A 20671-nucleotide genomic window follows, 5' to 3' on the forward strand; every position below is an offset into this window, starting at 1 on the left:
TGGCATTGACAATACAACCCTCAAGAATTCTTATTGCCATAAATAATTTCTACGATTCCAGTTATTGGGATCAAGGGTAAAAATATCGGATACGCTTTTCTTCCATCTCAACCGCATCAGCCTTCCCCTGTCTCCTCAGTATCTCTACCCTTAATTCATGGCATTCCTTAGCTACATAGGAATCAGGAAAGGACCTGGCTGAAAGTGTCAATAAATCAAACGCTTCTGCCTCTCGAGCTTCTCCACCCTTTTTTAGAAGCTTTTTTCCCTCTAAAAAATTTGCTTTCCACATTTTAGCCTCTGGTCTCATCCTGTCTGCTTCCTGAAAAACTTCAAATGGATCCACTTTAGAAGGATCTTCTTTATCAGATATCTTAATGGCTTCTGAAGCTTCAAAAAACGTGACAATGGCCTCATAATAAGCACTGGCCTCTTTATTATTATAATCAGGTATTCTCAACTTTTTCTCTTCTTTTGGGGAGGTGAAAAAGGTAGCCTCTCCTATGATACCGGGTATGCCATAAGTACCTCTTAGAACACTTGCTCCTGAGTTAGAAAATATAGTGTAATCTGAAACCAGGCTATAGGGCCCTTTTCCTTTAAAGAGATGTTTTACTAGTTTTCGGGCCACCATTTCTCCAAAATCAACGCTTGCTCGATTTTCCTCAGCACTGCCATGAAAATAGACAATAGGGAAATTTACTTTAGGGTCAGCGGTTGCATTGTGATGGATGGAAACGAACAAATCCGCCTTATTTTCCAGTGCGATTTTACTCCGATCAGATAATGGAATAAAAGTATCCGAAGTTCTTGTTAGAATAACCTCAGCCCCAGCCAACTGCAACATTTCACCGAGTCGAACAGCTACCCTAAGATTGATCCACTCCTCTCTTTCTCCGCTAGGGCCTACTCGGTAGGAATCAGTCTCTGCTGTCCCTCCATGGCCTGGATCTATGCATATGACTTTGCCTTGAAGCACCTGCTCTATTTTGCCTAGAGGTATTGCTACTGAGGAAAATGCAATAAATTGTGTTAGAATAGCAATAAGTATTAAGGCTACAGTTGTGCGTTTTTTAAAATCACCCATGGATCTTTAACTTTGATTTTGTCTCGGTTTCAGTAATCATTTTCTCCCTCTTCGAGTGGAGCCCAAATATAGCCTTAATCTTGTGTCCCATAATTAAAATTACAAATTTTGGCGTTGAAATCAGCGTTCGTCTCCAGAGTCTTTTGGGCTCCTTGAGCAAACGAATTAACCATTCAAAACCAAAGTTTATCCAGAAAGCATTCGGTCTAATTACAGTACCTGCATAAAAGTCAAATACTGCACCAATGGCAGCTATGGTGGGAACCTCTAGACGATCCTTATTTTTTAAAACCCATTTTTCTTGCTTTGGTGCGGTCATTCCAACAAATAATAAGTCAGGCTTAAACGCGTTAATGGCAGTTACCATCAACTCATTTTCTTCATTTGTGAAACTATTACTAAACGGAGGGCTGTAAAAGGCGCACTCAACTTCAGGGAAATTCACTTCGATTTTTTTCTTGATTTTGTTTAAAACAAATTCGGAAGAGCCCAAATAAAAAACTTTCCCTGCTTGTTTATTCAAAAGCCCTAAGTAATGAAGGTGTAAATCATAACCAGAAATCTTTTTGATTTTTTTTCCATAGAGCAAATTTGTGGCATAAACAATACCAATGCCGTCAGGGAGCAAAATTTCTGATGCTTTTAGGGCATTTTGAAATTCCTTGTCTCCCCTGGCTATACAATATGAGTGTGGATTCAATGTGTTCGCCAGTATTTTTTTTCGTCCCCCAATTTCTTTAGGGAGTTGGGTGGTCAGTTTGTAGTCTAAAAATTTTAAAAGCATAATATTTGTGATTTAGCTGTTATTAATCCCAAAATAGACGGTAGGTGATTTACTCCATGTTCAATTTGCCCTAAAAATCAAATTTCCAAAACAATTTTTGTTAGTTCTGTCTATCTTGGCATAACTTACAAAACCCATTGATTTTCCATTAATCACCAAATTAACTGCAGAACTTGATGACATTTAAATAAAATTGGTTGAGGAATGAATTTTTCAAAAGTTACTTCTTTATTTTAATTATAGATCTCTATTAGCTTATTATATATGCGATCGTCTCCATATTTTTTTTGGGATACTAATTTACCCTCTTCTCCCATTTGTTTAGCTTTTACAGGATCATTCTCTATCTGTAGAATGGCTTCTTTTAATCCACCACTGTTATTGATATCGAACATCAAACCTGTTTTCCCATGGGAAACTATATCATTAAAACAACCCATATTAGAGGTAATAACTGGCTTGCCATGGTACATTGCTTTTGTAATTACATTTGGAAACCCCTCATACCAACGGCTTGGAACTAGAATAGCTTTGGATTCTCGGTAAAGGTCATCTAATTCTAAACCTGATAGAAACCCTTTGAAAATCACATTGGCTGGTGCACCTGAAATATCAAACATATCGCCAACCCTTCCCGCAATTGCAAAGGTCAAATTTGGGAGAGCCGATGCCGCTCTGAATATATCTTCTACTCCTTTTTCTTTACTTACCCTTCCAATAAAAGTATAGTATTTAGCTTCAAACCTGGTAGTGCTCGGTAACATTGGAGGCGTTAATCCTGGAACAATAACTGTTTTCTCCTTTGGAATCCCTAAGGAGGCAAATTTTTCGCGCTGAAATTCAGATTGAACAATAAAAGTATCTACATATTTAGCGAAGACACCTGATTTCCTGGCAACAAAATTTCTGAGGGCATAGGCAGTGCTCTTTAAAGCTGATCCAGTGCAATTATTTTTTATACAGGACAATTCTCCTGCAGGACCAGTACATTTTTCACAAATCTCACCAGAGCGATCTAAAAACAATCCCGTAGGACACCACAGCCTGTAATTTGGGCATCGCATTACCAAAGGTAGACTGTGCTTTTTTATCATCTTCAATATTCGTGGAGAGATAAATGGATAAACACTTTGAACCTGAACGACATCCGGACACTCCTTTCGGATAATTAATTCTATATCCTTAACCGCCTTTGGGTTGTATAAACTTGAAAAAGCGGCTCTCAATTTACCGAATTTCATCTCGTCCATTTCTCTGGATCCCCTCCTGTACCAAATAACTTGATGTCCATTTGCTTCCAGAAGAGCAGCAAGCCCTTCGACAGCATGCTCTTCTCCAGAAGGTTCAAAATAATCATTGTGAATGAATAATATTTTCAATTTATTTAAGGAATGTGGATGAATTAAAACTAGTGAGCACTTTGACTATTTAGGAAGATTAAATTTCAAATTTTTGGTAATTTTTTCATTCAATAATTCTTCTAAAATAAGTTCTTGTAACCATACTTCTCCCTGGCAAAATTCCATTCTAAAAGGAGCCGTAGCTATTTTATAGTAACCTGGAAGGCCATTTACTATGGCCTGAGAGGAAGTATAGATGTCTACGAAGACAGAAGTTTCTAAAACCATAAAATTGCCGCTTTTGCTGTCCTCAAGGAAATCTACCGCCAAAAAGGTATGGCTAAATTTATTTTTGATGTTCAAGGCTATTTCCACTGCTTCTACGGGTAAATTGGTCTTTCGAATAAGCATGCTTCCCGAAGCCCTGAAATCATTTTTGGGCACCATTTTGTAGTAACCGAATGCCTTATCTCCAACAATGATAATCCGTAGATCATACCCCTTATGCTTTATAAGCGGTTGAAAATAGACATAGTTTTTTTGACCAAAACCTGGCCAATAAGTAGACATGCCTTCTGCAAATACCTTTTTAACAAATTTTTCAGCCTTCTTTTTATTCTTAATCAGATGCACTCCTTTAGATGCTGAGCCATTTATTATTTTCGAAACCAATGGGTACTCCGTTTGATTCAGGAATTCAAGTGTTTCTACTTTATTATGTGAAATAAAAGTAGGGACATGGGGGACTTTGTGAAATTTATAAAGGTAATTAAGGTTGATTTTATCTTCGTAAGACCAAATTTCTTTGTGAGAAGGAAAGCACTGTATTTTTAAATATTCTTCAATAAAAAAAATTTTTGACCTCGCCTCGTGTAAAGCCCAAGGAGAAATATCCGGCCTAAAAACTATTAGATTGAAGTTTTGTGCACAATCGACCCAGTTGCTACTATGGACAGAGAAAAAATCGTAATCAATATTGTTTTGAATTAAAAACCTTTCATATTTATACCAATGTGCAACTTTTTGAATTTCTCCATTATAGTTGTCCAAATCTTTTACCAATCCCACGCTAAAACCTTCAGGTAGTTGATTTTGAAGTTTTACAGGAGGCACGGTTTCCAAAGAACGTTGTCTATCTACTTCAAGAAACTCTCCTTTTTTTTTCTTAAGTTGGACGATTTTCTGTTCCAAAAAAGGCATTCTAAAGGCCATATACCTCCACCTGTTCAATGCCTTTCTGGCGCTAAAAAATGGTATTCTTAGAAGATCACTTGCCTTTTTGTGTGTTTTATTCACAATTACTTCTTAATGACGTATTTAAGCTTACCACCATGAGATTGAATCTCATCGGTGATAACTACCGCTACTGTTACCTGACCCTTCACCTTTTCTACCAAGTCTTGTCTTACCTGCTTCAAGATTTTGTCCACTTTGGCCTGTTTTCCATTCGCAGAGATTTTTAAATCAATGGATAGGTCTTTGTTTTGAACTACTTGGAATCTCTTCACAGCATCTGGATAATCATCAAAAAGGGTGGTCAAATATTCTCCAGAAATTATTGAACCGTCAGGAAGATTAAAATTGTCACTCTTTCTGCCCTTTACCTGGCCCATTAGTGGTAGGTTTATCCCACAATTACATTTGCTATTTAACCATCTTCCCTGATCACCGTTCTCATACCTGATCAGTGGAAAAGCAAATTCATTGAGATTGGTGAGGGTGATTTTTCCATGTTCACCAATAGGTACAGGAGAACCCTTACCATTCAATACCTCCAATTTAATCGCATCAGAAAATTGATGAAGACCATTGTTTTGCGGACATGATGCAGCGATAAAATACATTTCACTACAACCATATTGATCACAAACAGGGGCTCCAAAAGCCTTTTGAATCTTTCTTTGCTGAACCTTCGCAAGGGGAGCTGCCGTAGACCAGATGACGTTGGGGGAAGGCAAACTAATTCCATGGTCTAAAATATAATCAGCCAAAGTATCTAATGCCCCAAGATAGCCGTGTAAAACCTGGGGTTTGTTCTTTTTAAATTTCTCTAAAAAAACCTCTATGCTATTATCAGATAAGTTAGTAGCATTTAAGGTAATCAGTTTTCTTGGCCAATTGATAAATTTAAGGACCAACTTTGTCAAAGTTCCTATGGGGATTTCTCTGTAAACCGACGCCATATTTACTTCAGGACTTAGGCCCCACCAGGAAAACATTTGCCATTTTTGCAGTTCTCTTACGGTTTTGGGATTTACGCCAATCATTAGTGGCACACCCGTACTTCCACCAGTGGTAATTTTTTTAATTTCTCTTCCTCTATGGGTGTCAGAGATAAATTCATCAAAATTAAGTTTTAGATCATCCCTGGTTATCACTGGCACCTGGCTAAAGTATTCAGGTCGGCTTATGTCCTTTGGTAATAGACCGATGTTTTTAAAATTGCGTCTGTACCAAGGCACATTTTTATAAGCATGCTCAAGTAAGGCTTCTACCTTTTTCCAACTAAGGTAATCCTGTTCTTCTTTCGATAATTCTTGAAAATCTAGCACTTCTTCCAAGCCTTTCTTTGCCCCTGGTTTAAAAAAATTATATTTCCTCAGGTATATTCCTGAGCCAAATTTATTGTGCACGATTAGAGGTAAGTTTTTTGCTCAGTGATAAAATATTATTGGCTACAGAAGAGGGTGTATAGGCCGCAATTATGGCTTCAGATGCTTTGCCCATTTTATTCCAACTGTCCTTTTTTTCCCACGAAGACAGCAGTCCCAGCCTAAAGCTCTCCCTGTCAAGCGGGTCAAACACCCAACCATTTTCTTTTTTAACCAATTCAGGCCAACAACCATTGTAATTCGAACATAGGATAGGCAAACCTAAGGACATGGCCTCTGGAATCACAAGAGACCAATTGTCTTGAAGGGTCGGCATTAAAAATACATCTCCCAACGATAGATAATCAGGTACATCTGAATAATCCAGTTCTCCACTAAATACAATATTTTTACAGGTGGATTTCTCAATGATTTTCTCAACTATTGGTCGTTCAGGCCCATCGCCAAGAATTAACAAACTTGCTTCTTTAACCAATCCCATGGTAGAAATCCAGGCATTGATCATTTCTTGAATGCCTTTAATTGGTACCAATCGTCCCAGGTATACATATACATACTGGTTCAGACCCAAATTTGATTTTTTCGTTGGTTTATTCAAAGGCGAATCTGAAACTTCTTCGTAACTTTTAGCCCTTAAATCGGCTATCATGTTCCCATCTGTAATTTGGTCATTTGAAATGCCTAATTGGTTCAAATAGGCTCTGCTCAAGCTGCCGTTACAGACGATTTCATCTATGGCATTTTTTGCTAATTTCCTGTAAATGGTTTTTATTTTCCCAGCATTCTTTTCTGTATGAACAGTTCCTTCATAACACATGATATGTGGAATTTTATGGGCCATTCTAAGCCATAATGGAGCATAAGTCCATTGAAAAAATCCATCACTAATCATCACATCCGGTTTACTCTCTTTAATCGCTTGCATAAGCCCTGGCTGGAATGGTATCCTGATGGCTTGCTTTTTTACATCAGACAGGGGTTGCTTTTTTTTACCTGTCAACCTCCACTCTCCACTTAAAGCAATGGCTCTTTCACCTAGTACATTACCCAACTTCTTCCTGCAGCGTTCTGGAACTACGTCTTTAAAGTAAATAACCGTTAACTGGCCTCCTGATAAGCTATCCAGCTCTTGGTACAGTGGTATCCTGTAATCCAGAAAACTCCGGGTTATCCAGGTAATTCGCATAAAATGTGAGTTGTTTAAAGTGGTTGTATAATACCGAAATAACAGCAAAAATCAAAACAGAAGGGATCCAAGCACCATAGACACGGGAACCAATTCCAGGATTACCCATGGTATGCACCAAGATCATCAAAAAAGAGCCATATAAAGCCGAACGTATAAGTGGTGGGAATACATCAGATTTTGAAGTGAACCACATTTTCACTAAAAAAACGGCCAATAGAATTGCTCCAGGAAATCCCATTCCCAGAAGTGCCGATAGAAAACCATTGTGAGCCCCAATAACACCCGAGCCCCTCTTTTCTGAAATAACAGAAACCTCTCCAGCAACAAAGCCAAAACCAGTAAGGGGTTGCTTCATCGATTGGTCCCAAGAAAGGGCTGCAATCTTATCCCTTCCTGAAGTGTATTCTACTCCTACCCCTTTTTTCCCATAAAAAACAGTATTTTTTAGCACATCCCCTGCACCAAAATAAAGCAGGATAACCAATAAAGATATGCCTCCAAAGAAAAAAGTAGCTTTAAGGTAATTACTACCTTCTTTGAGTGCAAAAGTTCCCATTACAATCCCTAAATAAGCTGTATTAGAAAAGCTCAAGATGGATATGGTTAATATCGGTACTCTTATCCAAAGTGATAGAGGGAAAAGTAAAGCCAAAAAGAAAAATGGGGTTGACGTCATTTGCTGTTCGAGAAAAGTCCCTAAGCCAAAAGCCCCAAAACCTAACAATTTAATTCTCCCCAGTGCTCCCAAAATTATTGCATATATAGAATACCACAACAACCATCGTAGCAATCCTTCAGCACCAACTTTGCAATAAATGGTATAAACAGCAGCAAATATCAATAAGGTATAGGCAATGGCCTCAGTAGCACGGTAAAGCGTAAGTATGGGGTCTACACTCCAAATGGCACTTATTAAGCCCAAACCATAAAAAAGAAAAAACCATTTGAAAGCAGAGTTTCCTATAAAATACCTGATCAGTTCATGATGAATAAAATAATAAGTTCCTACAAGCAACACGACCACTAAGAACACAGCCTGAACACCTGCAGAAGCATCCACTGTAGCCATTTCACCAGCCTCCCTTTGGCGCAATACCAACACATACAATAAATTCCTAAAAAGAAAAACTCCACCTGGCACCCCGCCAATGATGAAAAAATCCAATAGACTAATCTTTGTACTTACCCTATTTTCTGCAACAGCATTCAAATTTTTCTGTTTTTCTCTCTGTATATTAAAACCTTAGATAAAATCCACCACTGGAGTTTATTTTTGGAACCGTATTTCAATAGTATTGATAGCTTATCATTTGGGAGATGATTTTTACAGGATAAAATAATAGACCTACCCGATTCTAATCTACCCGATAGTAAGGCTGCATAGCCCAAACTTTTACCCACCCTGGCCCTGCAGAAAAGATAATTTTCAGACAAGGGTTTTTCTAACCTTGTTAACAGGCGATTTTCCCAGGTATCAAGATCAGGGGCTTTGTGCCAACGCTCCCGCTTTTTTTTCCACCAGCCAATTTTTTTAGTCACCTTGTCCCCATCACTAACAAATAAAACCTTGGGTAGAAAGCCCCAGGTACCAAAGGTGGACAAATAGGCCCAGTACTCCAGGTCTTCGGTGATCCGCATGTCCTCTAATTGCCCACCAGCCTGATGGATCACTTCCATCCTGATAAGAGCAGAACCCGTGCATATATGATTGTGAATGGCCCAAAAAGAAAAAAAATCGTTCAACATCAAACCATCCATATTGGATGCCTCTTTACCTCTAAGGAATGCTGGCAGTATAGTCCCCTCGTTGGAGGCGAACTTGTGTAACTGCCCCACTGATACTGCCATAGCTGCAGGATATTTTATCAAAAAACCAGTAGTCTCCAAAATAAAATCAGGATACCAATAATCATCGGCATCCAAAAATGCAAGGTAATCCCCTGTAGCATCCAGAATTCCTTGATTCCTGGCAGCTGCTGGCCCTTTACGCCTTTGCCCTAGGACTTTTATTTGATGCCTATAATTATGGAGCAGTGATACCGTCTCGTCAGTGGAACCATCGTCTATGACAATAACTTCCAACTCTGTGTCTTTCGGTAAATTTTGAGAAAAAACAGCATCTAAGCACCTTTCTATCAATACGGCGCCATTGAAAACGGGAATTATAACGGAAACTTTCAGCTTAAATTCAATAATAAAAATTATAACTATGAGTAAAGATTATTGGCAAACTACCATTCTAATTGCAATCGATTTCGGCTAGCAATGCAATTTTTCTGTCCATGTTCGTGGCCTATCTTATAACCTCTTATTCTATAATAACCATTTCCAAATGCCAATACAGGAAGGACAAGCATGGCTGAAATGTCGAATACCCTTATGGCCCTACCCAATGCTTTAAAGTTGGCTTGCTTATAAGTATTCCAAAGTGCATTGCCTATAACTGCCACTGGCCAGAATAGTTTTCCATTCTCATACAACCTGAAAAAATAAGGCTTTTTAATGTTGGCCTCACCCTCTCCTTTTCCATAATTAAATTGCTCTTTCCAAAAGTCAGTTAATTTTTCAGGCCTTGCCCAATAGGTCATGGCAGCAGGAGCAAGTGCCATTTTAAATTTACCCTCTACTACCTGTCTTCCAAATACCGAATCGTCGGCATAAAAGGTCAAATCCTCGGGCAATCCTTTCAATTCTTCCCATACATCCTTCCTGTATGCTACGGACCTATTTCCTACAACAAAGCCTTCCTCAAGCTTGGCAATCCCTCCATTTTCTATGTAAAATTCGGCCCTGCTAACTGGCCCCTTTAACGTTTCTATGTCAATACAGGTACTACCAGCCACTACTTCAATGGCCGCATTTTCTTCGAATGGAGTAATAAGGGAACTGCACCAATTGTCAGATAACCGCACCCCCATATCTGTAGACAACACTATATTATAGGATGCTTTTCTAATGGCCAGGTTTCTGCCTTTTGCTGCATTTCCTTTTGCTTGAATAAGTTTTATTCTGGACTCTACCTTTTGCCATTCCAAAAGGAATTCGTAGGTACCATCATTGGAAAAAGCATCCACAATTACAATTTCATCAGGAAATCTATTCTGAGACAAAATATTTTCCTTCCACCTGGGAAGTGACTTTTTTTCATTTCTACAAGTGGTGACCAATGAAAAAGGTAATTTGTTCATAATCTATTTTTCTAACCTTTTTAACCAATTGGTGTAAATATCAAGCAAGGTTTCTTCAAAAGTAATTTCAGGTTTCCAACCCAATCCCATTATTTTTGTGGGGTCACCCAAAAGCACTTTTTCGTCTGAAGGTCGAAATAAATTAGGATCGGTCTCCACATTGACCTTTAAACTACTAATCTTGATGAGCTTGTCTAAGGACGCCTGCATGGTCCAGGCTTTGCCTGTACAGATATTATAAGTTTCACCACTTTTGCCAATTTGGGCCAATGTTACCAATGCTCTTGCGCCGTCCCGTACATCTACAAAATCTCTGGAAGAACTCAGGTTACCTACTTTTAGTAGCGGGTCCTGGATCTCTAATTTAATACCTGCCAATTGCCTGGCAAAATTTTGAAGGGCTGTGACTGGTGGATGATCAGGGCCAACATGTATAAAAAGGCGTGGCAGAATGACATCCAGTCCATAGTTGAAATAAAATTGCCTGGCCATCATTTCCATACTGGCTTTGGTAACTCCGTAGGGACTGATGGGCCTAAGGGGAGTGCTATCTTCCTGAATAGGCTGCTGATTTTCTGGAACAAATCCATAAGAAGCGCTTGAACAGGCAGGCAGGACGCGTGCTTTCGGGCTGTATGCCAAACAAGCTTCTAAAACGTTTCTTGTACCTTGGATATTAAAAAAATAGGTGGTGTCCTCTGCTTTCCAGCTCTCCCCATTGTAAGATTGCGCAGCAAGGTGATAAACGATATCGGGTTTCCAATCCGTCCACACTGTTTTAAGAAATTTATTGTCCAAAATATCACCCTGATAAAATTTAAATCCATTGGGTGTTGCTTCATAACGCGAAGCGGAAGTGGCCCTGGATAATCCCGCTACGGCATAGCCTTCCGCTTGCAGTAACTTGGACAGATGCTTGCCAATCATTCCAGTGATACCTGTAATTAAGACTTTCTTCATTTGGTTTTTTGTATTTCTTTTAAATCGTTTGCCCAGGCATACACTAAATCCAGTTCATCTGCAGGAAATATTTCTGCTTTTACCAATGCCTCATAGCAGGTGATCATATTATCGAGGACATTATCGGTTCCAGATAATAAAGGCAGCTCTTCCAAGATTTCAGTCAACTTCTTGTTTTGCAGGTACCCTGAAATTTCGGCTTCAAAATCTCGCATTAAATCATGTTCGTTTCTGTCCTGTACAACTTCAGGAGCATGAAAAACCAAAGAATGTCCCATTTCCCATAAACAGCGCTGAGCTATAAAACTTTTCCAGATATCAGTCATTCTAAAAGAACAGAAACTGGGTAAATAAAGTAAAGGGAAAGCATCTTCCCACCACCAAGTAGATTGCGTATTGAAGGGACACCATGCCCCTTTAGCCAATGCTATACTTGGTTTATTTTGAAAATAAAAAGGTCTATCTGCTACCAACCTCCAAATGGCATCTACATCAGGTGAATTATCTGCCAATCCTTGTTGAATGGGAGCCTGTAAATCAATCAATTGCGCTCCTACTAAGGGCAGTGATTTTTCGCAATTGATCCTGTCCAGTAAAAATCCCCGAGGCCAAATTTTTTCATCTGAAAAATGAGCATATACATTTACCCAAGAATCATTCCTGGCTTGCAAAGCCTTAACTTCCAGAGATCTTTTTTTCCACAGATGGTTTGGCTGGTTGTCATCATCCGTTTCATAAATGCATTTTTCACCCTGACTCATGGCCAAAAGATAGCCCAGGTTTTTTCTTGAATAATGGCCAACAGGCAGTATTTTTGCCAAGGAATAATTTAGGGTTTGCTGTTTATTCAAAGAATAAAAATCCGCATTTTTTAAATCAAATGCATCTGGACCTTTTTTATCTCCAATGACAATTATTCTGTTCCCGTTCTGTAAGGAATCGGAAAGACCTATCATCGATTTTGTTGGTGATGCAATGGTGGTCACTACTACTATCATGCTATTTTAAAAAGATTTTTAATTTTTTGTAAGTATTCATTATTGATTTTTAATAGTATTAATAAAACAATATAGACAGTGGTGAAAATAGAAGTAGAAAGGATTATAGAAATGCTATGGTGAAGGTCCCATTGAACTGGAAGGTAAAACACCAGCATTGCACTTACTATGGTGGCCAATGTATATTTTGCTATCAATTGCCATACCTCCCCCATGCTTTCCTTATAATTAAACTGAATGGTGAGCAAATAAATACCGGCAGTCACAATGGCAACAATAATTTGCCCATAAATCAAAGGCATCAAACCGTAAGGAATGGTGATAAATGCTACTATAATCAAAAGAAAAACATTGGCTAAAACTATTTTAAACTGCATTTTAGCATTTCCGACACCAAGAAGGTAATTCTTACACAAAGCCATCACAGGTAAAAAAAAGGATGCCAGACTGAGCCATTGGATAAAGGGAACTGCTGCTGCCCATTTATCTGTCAGTAACCAAAGTACAAGGTGTTCTGCATTAACCAGTAACAAGCCCATCACAAGCATATTGAAAAACAAAGCATTTTGAAGGCTTTTATAAAAAAAATCGATGTACCCTGTCTTGTCTGAGGCAAGCCTAGCGAATTCAGGAAAGGTGGATTGTTGAACCACTTGATTTATTTTAAGTGCTGGAATCCGCTGTATCCTATTCGCTTGAAAATAGTACCCCAACTGCTGTGTTGGAAAATACCTGCCTATCAAAACAAAATAAAAATTATCCGCCATTTGGTTGATTAGGGATGAAAGCATTAAAAATCCACTGAAACTAAAGGCTTCCTTAACGACTAACCATTCAAATGATAAAACAGGCTTCCATTTTCCAAATCTCCAGAACAAAATGGATCCCAAAGTCACAGAAATAAGGCTTTGGGACACCAGGGCCCACACCCCGAAGCCAGAAAATGCCATGATAACAGCAACAACTCCGGCAAGGGCTTGGGAGGTGATTCTAATTTTCCCTATGGTTTTAAATGCCATTTTCCTTGCAAGCAAACCATACTGTACCACTTGCAAACTCCCCAGGAAATAGCCTAAAGACAGCACCTGCAACAATAATACAAGGCGTGGTTCATCAAAAAACAAGGCAACTGGCCCAGCAATAATATAAACAACAAAAATCACAAGAGTGCCTAAGGCAATATTCAGAAAAAATAAGGTAGACAATCCTCGTTTGGTCAAATCTGGTTTTTGAATGACGGTGGCAGCGATTCCCCCATCTATTATAACCGAAGAAACCATTGTAATCACCGAAACCATTCCAATTAAACCAAAATCTTCAGGAGAAAGTAATCGGGCCAATACCACAGTTAAGGTTATTCCTAGAATTTGGTTTCCAAAAACTTCTAGGCTATTCCAAATAACTGCACTTTTAATTTTTTGGCTCAACTTTTAAAGCGTAGATTATCAGAAACATAGCTTCGCCACATCAGTCCCATCACTTCATTCCAATTCATTCCGTTTTCTGTTTTATTTCAAACCATTCAAAAACACATCAATTTAAATATAAATGAAGACTTTCGACCCCAATATTAACTTCATTTTTACTAAAAATAAAAACAAAATTTGTTTATAATTTAAAAAGCGTTTTAATTATTTTGAATTGCATTTTTTGTTATACATACCGTATTGAAAAATATTTGATGTCAAATGGAGAGAAAAATAGGTTTTGCTTTGACAAAAAATTGCTCAATATTTACCCTATGAGTTATTTGTACACCGTTTTTGGTATCTCCATAAGGTCGGAGATTGAGCTACCCGCCTTCCAACCTATAGTGGATGATGAAACTGAAAACGACCCTATTGTTGTAAAGATTGGTAAAACGGATGGTTTATTCTCCCAGTCAATAACCACTACCCGGGCAATGTGTAAATTCAATGCCGATGAATTTTTATATGAGATGCCAAAAGTTGGGAAATATTTTGTTAAAAACGGCAATGAAATAATTATTCAGCCACTGACTGATAACATGGATTCCGTCTTGGTTTTTTTCTATTCCAATGCACTGGCAGCAGCTCTTTTTCAAAGAAACAAACTACTCATCCATGCCTCCGGTATAATCGATAAAAACGGTAAAGTTTGGCTTTTTGTGGCCCCTTCCAGAGTGGGAAAATCCACTACTGCCTTAATGCTGCATCAGCTTGGCTACCCCCTCTTTTCTGATGACATAGTAATGTTTCATAATACGGCCAATAAAAACATGGTCACTCCCTCCTACCCCATGATCCGTATATGGCAAAACACCCTTGAAGCGCAAACTGTTTTTGACCAAGAAAGTATTTACCAGATACGCCCTGCCGTAGAAAAATACGGTGTTTTGTTTCATGACACATTTGATCCTAGCCCCAGGGAAATTGCAGGCCTTGTTTTCTTAAAAATTGGAGAGGAAAAAATTGAAATTACCGGTCTTAAGGGTAAGGTAGGTTTTGGGTATTTAAATGATAACTTTTACCGAAAGCAATGGCTTAGCGGAATGGGAAAGAATAATTTAAAATTCAAGGACCTTACATATTTAGCAAAAAACACCTCTTTCTGGCTGGCTTCAAGACCTAGAGAAATGACAAGCTTTAAAGATTTTGCCGAGGCTATCGATAAGCAAATCATTTCAAAAAATGGCTGATCCAAATATCATATGGTTAGCCTCCTACCCGAAATCCGGAAATACATGGTTTAGGGCATTTTTAAGTGCTTTTTTCAATGATGGACAAGTGAACCTCTGCAATTTGAACCATGGGAAACTTTGGTATTCGAATAAACGATTGCCCGAACTATATTTAGACTCCTGCTTGGATGATCTTTACATAGATGAAATACAGCCTTTACGTAAGCTCGCGTATATTGAATTGAATAAATCTCTGAAAGAACCCCTATTTGTTAAAATTCACGATGCCTTCAACTCTTCCTTTGAAAGTCAAAACCCTATCATTCCTGAAGTTTCTAGCCGACATATCATTTATATTGTAAGAAATCCACTTGATGTGGCACTTTCTTTTGCCAACCATAAAGCTGTATCCTATGAAAAGATCGCAAGGCAGTTTATAAACAATGAAAAAGGATATTTATCCAAAATAAACAACTCCTCTCATGAAATTTACCAGTTTATGGGCTCCTGGACCCAACATGTAGAAGGATGGCTTAATCAAAAGAAAATTCCTGTCCATCTGGTGAAATATGAAGACATGAAAAATAAACCTTACGAAACTTTTTCTTTTGCATTGAAAGCTTTGAGTATCCCATATAATACAGCAAAAATAGAGAAAGCCATTACTGCTTGCTCTTTTGAAAATTTAAAACAACAAGAAGAAAAGTTTGGCTTTATCGAGAAGCCTTCAAGTAATAAAGTTTTTTTCAATAAGGGAGAAACCGGACGAGGACTAAAGGAGATACCTCCCCATTTAGTGAATGAGATTATTAAAAAAAACAAAAAAATGATGGCTAGCTTGGGCTATCTGTGATTTACAATGAATGTGTCGTTTAGTATATACCTTATTATAAAATTTAATCGCCTTGGCAAAATTTAAAAACAAATGGTCTTCAGGTAAAGCATGGTTTTTATCGTTTGGCAAGGATTTTTACAGGGCCTTACAACTTACTTATAGGGTAAGCCCTAATAATACACTTTTACAATTTTTCTTTCAAATATTGGTAGCCATTTTACCTGTGGGGATCTTATATGCCACTAAATCCCTTTTTGATGAAATCATGTCGTTGGACAGGGATTTTGAGCAGGTAATGTTCTGGTTGATTGCTTTAGGACTGGGGCAACTACTGGTTAACCTTATTCAACAATTGCTTACCTATCTCGGACAAATTCAACAGCAGAAAATTACCGACCACACCATAGGCTTGATGCTGGAAAAATCGATTGGCATACCCTTTTCTTATTTTGAGGATGACAAGTACCATGACAATGTTCACCTTGCCCAGAAGCAAGCTTTGTATAAATTGCCCTTAATCTTACAACATTTTCAAGTCTTGTTCACCAATGTTCTTAGCCTGCTGTTCTTAATGGCTTATTTTTTTACACTTATCACCACTTACGCATGGATTATTTTATTGGTGGTTTTACCTTTAGCCATTGTGAAATGGTACAATGGCTATGTCTTGCATCGTTTGGAGAAGAAATTGGTTCCGATGGAACGTCAGGCAGCCTATTACCATCAGATTCTAACTTCTTCATCACATGCCAAGGAATTAAGAACCTTAAACTTTGGGCAGTCCTTTATCAAACGATTTAGCAAAATAAGAAAGCATATATTCACCAAAAAAGAAGCACTTCAGCAAAAATTGCTTCGCTACAGCCTGCTTGCTGAAAGTCTTGAGGTTATTGCTCTTTTTATAGTTTTATATGGAGTGGTCCAACAAGCATTTTTGGAAACCATTGTCATTAGTTTATTGGTAGTCTATATACAGGGACTTCAAAGAATTCAATCCAACCTAAAGGGGTTTCTTCTCGCCCTGGTCAATTTATTTCACCAAAGAATTTTTCTCAGAGACCTTTTTAAATTTTTTGAGCTTGCTGAAACAGTAGAAAAACCTTCTAGTACCCCTTTTCCAGACAAAGATTTCAGTATTAAGATCAAAAACCTGAGTTTTTCTTATGGAAAAAATTTTCCAGAGGTACTCAATAACATAAATATGACGCTACCTATGGGTAAAATGATAGGTTTGGTGGGAGCCAATGGTTCAGGTAAATCAACGTTGGTGAAACTAATTGCTGGTTTATACAATGCTCAGGAGGGCGATATTATTATAGGCAACCATAAACTCCAGGAAATAAATCCTACTGATTTTAGAAAGAAAACAGTTTTTCTTTTCCAGGACTTTCAAAAATACTTTCTATCCATAAAAGAAATTATTTCCATAGGAGATGATGAGACCACGATCAATACAGATCGGTTGGATACATCCATCTTTGATGCCAATGCGGATACCTTTATAGACCAACTGAAAAATGGAGTTGAAACAAAAATGGGGAGGGTTTTCTTTGAAGGGCAGGAACTGAGTGGGGGTCAATGGCAAAAACTAGCCATTGCAAGGGCCTTTTACCGGGATGCATCCATTGTGGTTTTAGATGAACCTACCAGCGCTTTAGATGCCCTTTCAGAAAACCACATCTTCGAACAACTTAGACGGGTTGCGGCCGATAAGGTTATTTTATTGATCACCCATCGTTTGTATAATTTAAAAGAATGCGATCACATATATGTTGTAGATGAAGGAAAAATAGCTCAAGAGGGTAAATTCAGCCAATTGGCCAGTGAGCAAGGTATTTTTCAAAACCTCTATCAACAACAAAGGTTTTAACTGTTTCGAAAAATCATTTAGGTAATTATCACAATGGGTTCAACTATAAAAATTAACCACTTTATACCTGCGGTGCCCTTTTCTCCCTGAGACAAATTCATCTCCTACTTTTAACCAGGCATGGGCAAAGAGTTTGGGTGGCTTGTTTGGATTTCTATCGGGCGATATACCAAAATACAACGTACTTTTTATTCCCTTACTTGCCAACAGCCACTTTGCAGAAAGGGCCTTGACCATGCATTTACCTTCCCAGGGAGTGTATTTATTGACGCTGTAAATAATCTTTTGAATTCGATCAATATGCACTAACTCATCCGGCCTAGGTTGGACTATTGGTGATTTATGATTTCTTGTACCTAACAGCTTTTCATACCGGTTAAATTTGACAAAACACATCAGAAACCTAATAAAAGCACTGTAAGTAAAGGCTAAAAATATTAATTTGAAATCGTATAATTTCACAGTAAATAATTTATAATTTAGTTTCTTGCAACGTAATTTATATCTAAAAAAACCATTGAATCTCTCAAAAATAGTCATTTTTAGTTTAATTTTATCTTCAATAATTTTTAGGTTCATATGGAAAAAAACAGCAATAAGACAAATTCAGTAAGGGTGCTTGGAGAAGTGGATGTTTTACCTTTGTTACAGCTCCTTCCTGAACTAATGCAGCAATGGGATACCGACGCAGCCATCAATCCCAACAAGAAATATTCTTTGGCCCAGGTGAACCATATTAATTTCCGTTGGAGCAATAAAAAAAGTGATCCAGTAGACTATTTTGACTTGCCTTTATGGGAAAAATACCGAACTATCTTACTCCCCATCATGAAGCAAGCTGTTAAGCCCTTTGGTTACAAATCAGGTTATTTCCCCAGGGTGATGTTTGCCAAAATGCAACCCGGAACCATTATTCCAGAGCATATAGACGGAAATACCAGAGGCTGGATCCCTCATAAAATCCATGTTCCAATGATCACCAATCCAGATGTGGCTTTTACCATTCGTGGTGTTTCCTATAATTTCACCAAAGGAACAGCGGTAGAAGTAGACAATTCGGGATTGCATGGCGTTAAAAACACCGGAAAAACAGCCAGAATTCATTTTATTTTTGAATATTTAGATGGCTCAATTAATAAGATTCCTCAAAATGATCTGGCATGAACTAAATACATTAAAATTGGTATCCCATTAGATTGATTTCTCGCTTGAATGTTTTTCCAATTAATTCTTGTTGTTGTTTAGTGTAAAAATTCCTGTAATCTCCCCGGTATTTTCTAAAACCTGATTTGGCTTTATAATCAGGTAAACGAAACGATTCTGGCAATTCCAAACGTTGCTTAAGGGCTATAACGGCCTGATTCAATTGTTCAAATTTATAAATCTTATCTACCAATATTTTATCGGCATCAGCATATTGAGAAAAGGCTTTGATTTTCCCCAATTCCCCCGCTTCAAGATATGCATCCAATCCTTTGTATTTTATTTCTCCTCCTCTCCAATAGTAGTGGGAAATTACCTTGTCCCATGGATTTCTCTCAAAGCAAAATTTAAAATAGGTTTCCCAGATTTCAGGCGCTATATTCTTTTTAATAGAGGATGCGGAAGTGTGCGCACGAAATAATACATCTTTATTTTGGTAATTTTGAGGACCACAATAACCCAAAAAGCCCCTTACCCTTTCGTCTTTTGGTGAAATAGGTGTCAAAATATCATTTGGACCGCAAATAGAAGATAAGGCTATTTCAAAAGACGTTCCTGCTGTTTTATTTGTTTTTATAAAAATAAACCGGTGTTTATGGCTAATGATCATGACTTTTATTCTCATGTGGAAATTCTAAACTAACTGCCGGATGGTCCAGAAAAGTAGTTAAAAGTTTCATTTTACCTTGCGCATTCAAAGGTAGAATTAATAAATCATTCGGCCGATTCAAAAAATAGCGCTTAACTTCTTGATTGTGCTTTTGATAAATTCTCAAGTACTTATCATTGTTACCTTTCGGACAACCTCTTCCATATATCCACCACCTCATCCGAGATGTACTTGAACCAAAATATCGATTGACACTTTGGATCCACTCCTCATCTTCTCTATAAGTTAAAATAAACTTACTACCTGGAAAGGCCTGATCTAATTCCTTATAGATTTTAAACCATGGGTTGTCATTGAAAGAATCAAATTGTCCGACCAATTTCAGAAATATCCTGTAATCCTTTTTGAATAGTAACTCCATCATTTTAATATCCCCTATCTCTTTTCTTACCAAACCAGCACCATGAACATTCTTTAGCCCCAATGCTTCCAAAGCTTTCCCGATTGACGTAGTTCCCGTCTTGTGAAAACCAACACAAAATACTTTGGGCTTATTCATTGGCATACTCCCACCATTTACGAACCCATTTATTCTTATGGTCTATATTTGCAGACCAAGGTTTTTGTTTCCCAATAAAATGAACAAACCCTTCAACCGTTGCCATATTTGAAGTTATAGGCCAATAGGCATTGTAATTTTGATCCAACCAGGTCACCTGATCCAAGAACAATTTATTTAAAACCACCGTATCCGTATGCCCTGTTTTTATCTTCTCATAGGTTTCTGGAATTAATTCATCCAATATACGTTGGTAGGCATTTTGTTTAACCAAGGTGGCTCCAATGGCCATTACCCCTGTATTGAAGAGTCCTGAAATGAAAAATTCTTTAAACTTTTCTGGAACGAATTCAGGTTTTGAGAACATATAGGAATCTTGGTGCCGAACATAACCCATGATTTTACGATAATCCCAGGCTGCAGAGAAATTATCCTCATTCTCATAAAGCCTCCTAATGTCACCTGTACAAAGTAAATCACTGTCGCAAAATAAAATTTTGTCGTAATTTTGAAAAGAAAAACATTCTAACGAATAAAACCTAGATTTAAAATGCTGAAAATGAGGAAATACTTTAATTAAATGGGTGATTTTATCATTCAAACCCGCACCGATCTCAACAAATGAAACATTGAATCTTTCTTCCAATTCATTTTTTTGATAACTTGTTAGTCCGTCATTAATAACAATTATTTCTCCCTCATACCATGAATTCTCTTTTAAAAAGGATTGTATAAGCACTTTTGTACCTAAAAAAAAGGCAGGAGAACATACAGTAACCAGAACATAGCGCATGT

At 37.7% G+C, this 20671-nt stretch carries 20 protein-coding genes; 4 read left to right on the forward strand and 16 right to left on the reverse strand.

The genetic code is table 11. The features are described from left to right. Window positions 1-70 precede the first annotated feature (70 nt). From AAC073_RS15535 to AAC073_RS15590, 12 genes are all read right to left on the reverse strand, one after another. The gene (locus AAC073_RS15535; protein WP_339924704.1) at window positions 71-1087 is read right to left on the reverse strand and encodes an N-acetylmuramoyl-L-alanine amidase; all 1017 of its coding nucleotides are present in this window, start codon (window positions 1085-1087) and stop codon (window positions 71-73) included. Beyond that, on the reverse strand, window positions 1080-1871 hold the full coding sequence (locus AAC073_RS15540) for a WecB/TagA/CpsF family glycosyltransferase (protein WP_339924705.1): 792 nt from the start codon (window positions 1869-1871) through the stop codon (window positions 1080-1082). Before AAC073_RS15540 ends, AAC073_RS15535 begins: the two co-directional genes overlap by 8 nt. Window positions 1872-2104: 233 nt before the next feature. Next, a complete protein-coding gene (locus AAC073_RS15545; protein WP_339924706.1) occupies window positions 2105-3250 on the reverse strand; it encodes a glycosyltransferase family 4 protein in 1146 nt (381 codons plus the stop codon). Between the two features lie 45 nt (window positions 3251-3295). Continuing rightward, window positions 3296-4507, reverse strand: coding sequence for a hypothetical protein (locus AAC073_RS15550; protein WP_339924707.1), 1212 nt, complete (start codon window positions 4505-4507; stop codon window positions 3296-3298). A 2-nt stretch (window positions 4508-4509) separates the two neighbouring features. Beyond that, the gene (locus AAC073_RS15555) at window positions 4510-5844 is read right to left on the reverse strand and encodes a hypothetical protein (RefSeq protein ID WP_339924708.1); all 1335 of its coding nucleotides are present in this window, start codon (window positions 5842-5844) and stop codon (window positions 4510-4512) included. Next, the gene (locus AAC073_RS15560) at window positions 5834-7009 is read right to left on the reverse strand and encodes a glycosyltransferase (RefSeq protein ID WP_339924709.1); all 1176 of its coding nucleotides are present in this window, start codon (window positions 7007-7009) and stop codon (window positions 5834-5836) included. The genes AAC073_RS15555 and AAC073_RS15560 overlap by 11 nt, the downstream gene beginning before the upstream one ends. After that, window positions 6942-8222, reverse strand: a complete 1281-nt coding sequence (locus tag AAC073_RS15565; protein WP_339924710.1) for a hypothetical protein — start codon at window positions 8220-8222, stop codon at window positions 6942-6944. Before AAC073_RS15565 ends, AAC073_RS15560 begins: the two co-directional genes overlap by 68 nt. Then, the gene (locus AAC073_RS15570) at window positions 8219-9223 is read right to left on the reverse strand and encodes a glycosyltransferase family 2 protein (RefSeq protein ID WP_339924771.1); all 1005 of its coding nucleotides are present in this window, start codon (window positions 9221-9223) and stop codon (window positions 8219-8221) included. Before AAC073_RS15570 ends, AAC073_RS15565 begins: the two co-directional genes overlap by 4 nt. A gap of 20 nt (window positions 9224-9243) precedes the next feature. Further along, a complete protein-coding gene (locus AAC073_RS15575; protein WP_339924711.1) occupies window positions 9244-10200 on the reverse strand; it encodes a glycosyltransferase in 957 nt (318 codons plus the stop codon). Between the two features lie 3 nt (window positions 10201-10203). Then, window positions 10204-11160: a GDP-mannose 4,6-dehydratase gene (locus AAC073_RS15580; RefSeq protein ID WP_339924712.1), complete on the reverse strand. Its 957-nt coding sequence runs from the start codon at window positions 11158-11160 to the stop codon at window positions 10204-10206. Next, a complete protein-coding gene (locus AAC073_RS15585; protein WP_339924713.1) occupies window positions 11157-12158 on the reverse strand; it encodes an STELLO glycosyltransferase family protein in 1002 nt (333 codons plus the stop codon). Before AAC073_RS15585 ends, AAC073_RS15580 begins: the two co-directional genes overlap by 4 nt. Then, window positions 12155-13585, reverse strand: coding sequence for a lipopolysaccharide biosynthesis protein (locus AAC073_RS15590; protein ID WP_339924714.1), 1431 nt, complete (start codon window positions 13583-13585; stop codon window positions 12155-12157). The genes AAC073_RS15585 and AAC073_RS15590 overlap by 4 nt, the downstream gene beginning before the upstream one ends. A 314-nt stretch (window positions 13586-13899) precedes the next feature. Here AAC073_RS15590 and AAC073_RS15595 point away from each other — a divergent pair, with 314 nt between their 5' ends. The 3 genes from AAC073_RS15595 to AAC073_RS15605 are packed head-to-tail and all read left to right on the forward strand — an operon-like array spanning window position 13900 to window position 17504. Beyond that, the gene (locus tag AAC073_RS15595; protein ID WP_339924715.1) at window positions 13900-14817 is read left to right on the forward strand and encodes a hypothetical protein; all 918 of its coding nucleotides are present in this window, start codon (window positions 13900-13902) and stop codon (window positions 14815-14817) included. Further along, entirely contained in the window at window positions 14810-15652 is an 843-nt protein-coding gene (locus tag AAC073_RS15600) for a sulfotransferase domain-containing protein (protein ID WP_339924716.1), read from the forward strand. Before AAC073_RS15595 ends, AAC073_RS15600 begins: the two co-directional genes overlap by 8 nt. Window positions 15653-15704: 52 nt before the next feature. Next, window positions 15705-17504, forward strand: coding sequence for an ABC transporter ATP-binding protein (locus AAC073_RS15605; protein ID WP_339924717.1), 1800 nt, complete (start codon window positions 15705-15707; stop codon window positions 17502-17504). Between the two features lie 39 nt (window positions 17505-17543). Here the strand turns inward: AAC073_RS15605 and AAC073_RS15610 are convergent, their stop codons facing one another. Further along, window positions 17544-17966 carry a lasso peptide biosynthesis B2 protein gene (locus AAC073_RS15610; RefSeq protein WP_339924718.1) on the reverse strand — a complete coding sequence of 141 codons (423 nt, stop codon included), beginning with the start codon at window positions 17964-17966 and terminating at the stop codon, window positions 17544-17546. 117 nt (window positions 17967-18083) lie between these two features. Between AAC073_RS15610 and AAC073_RS15615 the strand changes: the two genes are divergently transcribed. Continuing rightward, window positions 18084-18668, forward strand: a complete 585-nt coding sequence (locus AAC073_RS15615; protein ID WP_339924719.1) for an aspartyl/asparaginyl beta-hydroxylase domain-containing protein — start codon at window positions 18084-18086, stop codon at window positions 18666-18668. 10 nt (window positions 18669-18678) lie between these two features. Here the strand turns inward: AAC073_RS15615 and AAC073_RS15620 are convergent, their stop codons facing one another. Genes AAC073_RS15620 through AAC073_RS15630 form a run of 3 tightly spaced genes read right to left on the reverse strand, consistent with a single transcriptional unit; the run spans window position 18679 to window position 20669 of the window. Continuing rightward, window positions 18679-19332, reverse strand: coding sequence for a sulfotransferase family 2 domain-containing protein (locus AAC073_RS15620; RefSeq protein ID WP_339924720.1), 654 nt, complete (start codon window positions 19330-19332; stop codon window positions 18679-18681). Then, on the reverse strand, window positions 19307-19882 hold the full coding sequence (locus AAC073_RS15625) for a sulfotransferase family protein (RefSeq protein ID WP_339924721.1): 576 nt from the start codon (window positions 19880-19882) through the stop codon (window positions 19307-19309). Before AAC073_RS15625 ends, AAC073_RS15620 begins: the two co-directional genes overlap by 26 nt. Then, a complete protein-coding gene (locus tag AAC073_RS15630; RefSeq protein ID WP_339924722.1) occupies window positions 19869-20669 on the reverse strand; it encodes a glycosyltransferase in 801 nt (266 codons plus the stop codon). The genes AAC073_RS15625 and AAC073_RS15630 overlap by 14 nt, the downstream gene beginning before the upstream one ends. Window positions 20670-20671 lie beyond the last annotated feature (2 nt).

This window comes from uncultured Cyclobacterium sp., assembly GCF_963977555.1.
GTDB lineage: Bacteria > Bacteroidota > Bacteroidia > Cytophagales > Cyclobacteriaceae > Cyclobacterium.

Excerpts from the sequence above, each read along its gene's own strand:
- AAC073_RS15535 (WP_339924704.1), bottom strand. The coding sequence starts at position 1,087 with ATGGGTGATTTTAAAAAACGCACAACTGTAGCCTTAATACTTATTGCT.
- AAC073_RS15540 (WP_339924705.1), bottom strand. The coding sequence starts at position 1,871 with ATGCTTTTAAAATTTTTAGACTACAAACTGACCACCCAACTCCCTAAA.
- AAC073_RS15560 (WP_339924709.1), bottom strand. The coding sequence starts at position 7,009 with ATGCGAATTACCTGGATAACCCGGAGTTTTCTGGATTACAGGATACCA.
- AAC073_RS15575 (WP_339924711.1), bottom strand. The coding sequence starts at position 10,200 with ATGAACAAATTACCTTTTTCATTGGTCACCACTTGTAGAAATGAAAAA.
- AAC073_RS15580 (WP_339924712.1), bottom strand. The coding sequence starts at position 11,160 with ATGAAGAAAGTCTTAATTACAGGTATCACTGGAATGATTGGCAAGCAT.
- AAC073_RS15585 (WP_339924713.1), bottom strand. The coding sequence starts at position 12,158 with ATGATAGTAGTAGTGACCACCATTGCATCACCAACAAAATCGATGATA.
- AAC073_RS15595 (WP_339924715.1), top strand. The coding sequence starts at position 13,900 with ATGAGTTATTTGTACACCGTTTTTGGTATCTCCATAAGGTCGGAGATT.
- AAC073_RS15600 (WP_339924716.1), top strand. The coding sequence starts at position 14,810 with ATGGCTGATCCAAATATCATATGGTTAGCCTCCTACCCGAAATCCGGA.
- AAC073_RS15615 (WP_339924719.1), top strand. The coding sequence starts at position 18,084 with ATGGAAAAAAACAGCAATAAGACAAATTCAGTAAGGGTGCTTGGAGAA.
- AAC073_RS15620 (WP_339924720.1), bottom strand. The coding sequence starts at position 19,332 with ATGAGAATAAAAGTCATGATCATTAGCCATAAACACCGGTTTATTTTT.
- AAC073_RS15625 (WP_339924721.1), bottom strand. The coding sequence starts at position 19,882 with ATGCCAATGAATAAGCCCAAAGTATTTTGTGTTGGTTTTCACAAGACG.
- AAC073_RS15630 (WP_339924722.1), bottom strand. The coding sequence starts at position 20,669 with ATGCGCTATGTTCTGGTTACTGTATGTTCTCCTGCCTTTTTTTTAGGT.